Here is a 6,000-nt window from a genome sequence, read left to right as displayed (position 1 = left end):
GCGGCCCGTGTGCTCATATGGCCTCCGGCCGCTCTCTTGTGCGGAACTCGCCTCGAGGGTGGGCACCGAAGACTCTCCCCATTCCTGAGGGCGGAGTGTCCGGAGAGCCGCCACGGCCGACGACGGCAGCCGCTGCTCGCGGGATGTCGTCATCGCATCGGGCGCCTGTGGCTCTCCCATCACCCCACCGCATCGTCCGGAAGAGACCTTGGTGCCCACCCTCGAGGCGAGTTCCGCACAAGAGAGCGGCCGGAGGCCATATAAGGACATAGGCCGCGCAAGCGGCCCTCCTTGCCGAACGCGGAGGACCTGTCTGAGCAGCGAGGGTGGGCACCAAGGTCTCCTGCGAGACGCTCAGGTGTAAACGCGCCGTGGCGATACCGGGCGCGCGAACGCCACGGCGAGCCTGATCGAACCAGCGGCAGGGTCGTCATCTAAGGCGGTGCTGATCCCCGATAATGCGTGAAGAACCTTTTTTTAGCTCTCACCCTGAAGCCTATGCCGACGCTAAGGCACAAGCCGCTTCAGCGGCGATCGGTGCTCGTGGCAGGTTTACCCGCGTTGCGGGATCGCCACCGTTCCACGGCCCCGATCGCAACGGGAAGGCCCAGCAGGACGAGTGGGTACTGAATGACGAGACCGCCCACGATCGCGATCGCCAGTGGCTGCTGGATTCCCGAGCCTCGGCTTATAGCAAGGGCAAGCGGCAGCAGGGTAAGCAGCGCGGCGAATGTGCTCATGCTGATCGGTCGTACACGCAGGCGCACCGCACGGCGCATCGCGGCAACGGGTGAGGATATGCGCCGCTGGGTCACATAGGCGGAAACGAGGAAAATCGCCATCTCGGTTCCGATACCGACCACCATGGTCAGTCCCATCATCGCGGTAACATTCAGATCCACTCCGGTGAGCCAGAGAGCAAGAAACACGCCCGAGGCCGACAGCAGGGACGTCGCAATGACCAACCCGGCTAACCACGCGTTGCGGTACAGCAGCATCAACAGAAGAAACTCGGCGAGGAGCGCCGCCGCGAAAACCTTCCGCAAACCCGAAAACGCTGCTTGCTGTTGCGCGTAGAGACCACCCAGTTCGTAGCGGATGCCAGGAGGCAACAGGCCGGGCTGGGCCAATACCCCGCGCACGCGGGACACCGCGGCGGCGATCCCGCCCTGGTCGATGCGTGCCGTTATCGGCACCATCGTCTGCAGGTCCTCATGGGTAATCTGTGCCTGGCCGGTTACCGCCGTAAGCGTGGCCACGCGGCTTAGCGGAAAGATGTGGCCGTCGGGGGCGCGCACGGGCACATTGGCCACGTCGGCAATGCGCCAGTGGCGCGCACCCGGCATCGATACGCGGACACCCACGACGCGTGTCGCCATGGGAAGGCTCGTGGCGACGACGCCATCCAAGGCAGCGCTGACCGTGCGGGCAATCAGGTCCGCTCCCACGCCTTCGGCTGCGGCGGCATCATGGTCGACGCGGATGTCCAGCGCATCGCCTGCGATCCGCACGCCACTTTGCACCTCGACCAGGCCATCGGTCCGCGCGAGCGTGTCGGCGACGCGTCTTGCGGTGTCGCGCAAGGCTGCCTCGTCGTCACCGTACAGCTTTACTTCGATCGGTTGAGGCACTGCCGTAAGGTCACCGATGAGATCCTCCATCAATTGAGCGGTCTCCACTTCCACACCGGGGACATTCCGCTGCACGCTCCTGCGCACCTCATCCATCACGTCGTGTGTCGATAGCTCGTGGTCAGGAACCAGTCGGACAAACATGTCGCCATGGTGCGATTGACCGAGGTCGCCACCCAGGCCCGTGCCGAGCCGGCGAGAAAACGTCTCCACGTCATGTCGCGCACGCACGATCGCCTCGACCTGCGCCACCTGCCGTTCGGTTTCGGGCAGCGATGTGCCGGGGGCGGTGTAATAATCCAGCACGAAGCCGCTTTCGTCTGCGTCGGGCATGAACCCGGTCGGTACCCGCGAGGCGGCGAACGCCCCGGCGGTGAGCAATGCCAGCATCCCGATTGCCGAAAGCCACGGCCGGCGGACCACGGCACCGTACGCCAGGCCGTGCCAGCGGATCAGGCCCCGGGCCCGCCCCCTACCGGGATCCCTCCATCGGGACAGGTCAAGGCCGTGCGCCGTGAGGTACGGGACGATGAAGGCCGTCATCGCCCAGGAAACCGCGAGCGCACAGGCCATGGTGATCGACAGGGCGCGTGAAAAGGCCCCGGTAACGCCGTCCAGATAGGCTAGTGGAACGAACACGATGAGCGTCGCGGCGCTCGATCCCGAAAGCGGCGACAGGAATTCCCGGGCGCTCGCAAAGATATGTCGCTGTGCGCCGCCCTCGTCCGCGGTATCGGCCTGCGCTGCGCGATGGGCCAGGTGCTCGACCATGACCATCACGTCGTCGATCACCAGCCCTACCGCCGCCGCCATGCCACCAAGGGTCATGATGTTGAAGCTCATGTTCATCGCGCGCAGCAACAGCACCGTGACAGCCAGCGTTGCCGGCACGACGAACAGCGCGATCGCCACGATGCGGCCGTTGCGCAAAAAGAGCCAGAGCACCAGGGCCGCCAACAGCAGGCCGATGCCAATGGCATCGCGCACGCTCGCTGCGGCATCCGTCACCAGTTCGCTCTGGTCGTACCATTTGTTCAGGGTGACACCCTGGGGGAGCGTGAGCTTCGTCAGGCGTGACTTCACCTCGGCGGCGATCGCCACGGCATTGCCGTCCGGTTGCTCGTACACGTTGAAGAGCACAGCGGGACGACCGTCTTCCGCCACCCGGGTCCATTGGGGTTCCACCCCCACCTGTACCGTCGCGACGTCGGCGACGTGGATCCAGCCGGCGTCGCTTCGGCGCACGACGACCTCGCCAATGTCGCGCGCACCGCGCAGCGGTTGATCGACCAGCGTGAGAAACAGCTTATTGTGATCCTGGACGCGGCCGACCGCGCGGACCACGTTGGAACTGCCGATCGCTGTCACCAGGTCGTCCAGCGTAAGGTCCTGGGCCGCCAACCGGCGTGGATCGGCCTGCACCTGGATTTCCGTCGTGTCGCCGCCTTGTACGTCCACCCGTGAAAGGCCCGGTACGGAGGCCAGCGACGGTGCGATACGGTACTGCGCGAACTCGCGCAGCTGAGCGGGGGACACCGCGGTTGAGCGCAGCGCATACGAAATGATCGGGAACACGGTCGGATCCATGCGACGGACGTCGTAGCTCGTCCCTGCCGGAAGCGTCGCAACCACGCGCGCGATGGCAGCATCGACCAGCAACGTGGACGCGATCATGTCGCGCCCCCAACCGAAATCAACCGAAATCTGTGCCGCACCGCGGGAGGTTTCCGAACGCACGCCTTCGACGCCAGGGACGGTGCGGACAGCTTCCTCGACAGGTTGGGTCACCAGCAACGCCGTCGTGTCAGCCGGTCTATCGCCTGCGTCCAGGTCGACGACGATGCGAGGGAAGGACACCTGCGGGAAAAGGCCAACAGGCAGAGACCAGGTGGCCACCGCGCCCCCCACGGCGAGCGCCACGGCGAGGAGAAACAAGGTTCTCGCGTGACGGAAGACGAAGCTGTCGCCGTTCACTTCATGGCCGCCGGTCGCACCTGCATGCCTTCATCAAGCTGGGGCGCCCCGACGGTCACCAGCGGTCGCGACGGGTCGATCTTACCGTCGACCAAAGCCTCGGCGCCGTGCTGTGCGACGACGGTGACCGGCACGCGATGGGCTTTGCCTTTCACCACCTCCCAGACTGCTCGCGAATCGTCCTCGCCGATCACGGCATCCGCCGGTACCCTCCACCCTTCGAGCGTGCCGACAACAATATCGCCACGATACGCTGCCCCCTGGACCACGGGCGTCGCTGCCCTTGCTCTCACGTTGACCAGATGTGTGGTCGGATCGACCGCCCCGGCCACGGCGATGATCCGGGCAGCCAACGTTCCACCGCCAGAGAGGGGCTTCAACGCGACTGTCTCGCCGACGTGGACCCGGTCCATATCCCCGGGTTCGACGCCACCTGCGAAGTCGCCGAGGGTGTCATCGGCGAAGGTCAGCAGGGGCGCCCCGGCAGTGACCATCGCGCCGCGCCGCGCATCGACGCTCAACACGGTGCCGTCGGCAGCCGCCCGCACGGTGTCGTCCACCGTGGCTTGGGCAGCGAGCGTCGCTTCCGCATCGCGCAGTGCCTTGTCGGCCTGGAGCCACTGCTCGTTGGTCGCGAGATGGTCGGTCCGCAGACGCGCGAGGCGATCGCGCTGCTCGCGCGCCAGACTCACGGCTGAGCGAGCCGCGGTGCGTGCGGCCGCGGCAGCCTTGCTTGGAGTAAATACGGCCAAACGTTGGCCGGCACGCACACGTTGCCCAGCCATCACGTCCACCTCCATCAGCGTGACGTCCAAGGGCAGCGTGATGGCACGCGCGCCGCCGCTACCCGCGCCGCCTTGGCCGTAGGCCACGATCACATCGTCGAACTGGCCACGCGACGGCGTGATCTGCTCGATCACGGCGCTGGCGGTGACATCTTCCGCGTCCGTGTCTGCATCGCTGCTGCAGCCGCCCAATGCGAGAAAAAGCAGCGTGATGCTGCTCCGGAAACAGTATGGGTTCATGGTGTCATCCGGGGCGAAAGCGCATTGGGCAGACCTTCACCGGTCAGCGCCTCGAGTGCGATGCGTTGCTCCCGCCGATAGAGATCGCGGGAGATGTCGTTGGCAGCCTGTCCCAACGCGGCGATGCTCAGATCGCTGTAGGTGGCGGCGTCGATGTCGCCGTTCGCATAGGCACGACGGGCGGCATGCAACGGCGCGGTGTCGGCGGCGACGGGGGATGCCTCAGGCTCATTGGCGATGAGGGCGGCAAGAAGCGCACGGGCTTCGCCGGCCGCCGCATCGATCCGTGCGGTGTACTCGTCGTGCAAGGTCTGGCGGGTTGCTTCGGCGATCGCGATTTTGCTCTGTTGACGGTCGAACAGGGGCATGTCGAAAGAGACAGAGGGACCGATGTTGAGCACCCGGCTGCTGTCACGCGTCGCGTCCAGACCTATCGAGAGAGGGGGGAATTGACTGAGGATGGCGCCGCGCACACGGGCCTCCTGTGCCGCGTATCCGTACCTCAGCGCGGCGAGGTCGGGGCGGTGCTCACCCATGGACGCGATGTCCGACGCCGCCCGCATCGCATCAAATGGTGCTAGCGGCGGTAAGGGCGCCAGGGGCAGCGGTGCGCCTGGATCGAGGCAAAGGAGCGCGGCGAGTTCGGCGCGCTCCTGTTGCAATGTGTGACGTGCGTCGTCGCGGGCGGTACGGGCATCGCTTGCCACGGCAAAGACGGCGCCCGCCGCACCGGCCTCGATGTCTCCACGGGCCAGCGCCGCGCGCAGGGATGTTCCTCGTGCGTCGAGCAGACGCGCGGTTGTTTCCAGTATGGCGAGGCGGCGTTCACCATCGACGATGTCGACGACCAGCTGACGCGCGCGCGACAGCGTGACCCACGATTCCCAAAGCAGGCGCGCATCGGTTTCCTGGGCCGACGCGCGAGCCTCGTCGCGGCGGGCTCCTCGCGTGACCAGGCCTTGCAGGCTCTGAGCGAATCCCGCGGCCCAGGCGGGTGCGTCGCCGGCACCGGCCACAAGAAAACCCAGATTGGCCTGGATCGAAGGATTGGGGAGCATCGCGGCATCCCGGACCTGTGCCTGCGCAATGCCACGCTCGGCCCGTGATGCTGCAAGGGTCGGATTATTAAGCAGTACCAGCCGAAGCACCGCCGCTTCGTCCAAGGGTTGATTCAGCTCGCGTCCCCCGTCGAGGTCTTCAATCCGCCGGGCGAGCACCGGCTTGTCTGCCAGGGGCAGCGGATGCCAGCTCGCACATCCAGCCGTCATCGCGCACAGGACGACGGCAAGGCGGGGCCAAACGCGACGAGCAAAACGTTTCACCTACCATTCATCCCATGACAGTCATTGCAGGGAGAAGGTTAAGCAAAA

The 6,000-nt window shown here is 66.0% G+C and carries 3 protein-coding genes; all 3 read right to left on the bottom strand.

Going from position 1 to position 6,000, the window contains the following annotated elements; all coding sequences use genetic code 11:
* Positions 1-524: 524 nt before the first annotated feature.
* The 3 genes from VGM71_RS02770 to VGM71_RS02760 are packed head-to-tail and all read right to left on the bottom strand — an operon-like array spanning position 525 to position 5,847.
* The gene (locus VGM71_RS02770) at positions 525-3,605 is read right to left on the bottom strand and encodes an efflux RND transporter permease subunit (RefSeq protein ID WP_331542272.1); all 3,081 of its coding nucleotides are present in this window, start codon (positions 3,603-3,605) and stop codon (positions 525-527) included.
* Entirely contained in the window at positions 3,602-4,630 is a 1,029-nt protein-coding gene (locus tag VGM71_RS02765) for an efflux RND transporter periplasmic adaptor subunit (RefSeq protein ID WP_331542271.1), read from the bottom strand. Before VGM71_RS02765 ends, VGM71_RS02770 begins: the two co-directional genes overlap by 4 nt.
* Positions 4,627-5,847, bottom strand: a complete 1,221-nt coding sequence (locus VGM71_RS02760; protein WP_331542270.1) for a TolC family protein — start codon at positions 5,845-5,847, stop codon at positions 4,627-4,629. Before VGM71_RS02760 ends, VGM71_RS02765 begins: the two co-directional genes overlap by 4 nt.
* Between the last annotated feature and the right edge of the window lie 153 nt (positions 5,848-6,000).

The organism is Luteibacter sp. (genome assembly GCF_036499525.1).
Classification (GTDB): Bacteria; Pseudomonadota; Gammaproteobacteria; order Xanthomonadales; family Rhodanobacteraceae; genus Luteibacter.
This window is presented reverse-complemented; position numbering and strand designations above follow the sequence as displayed.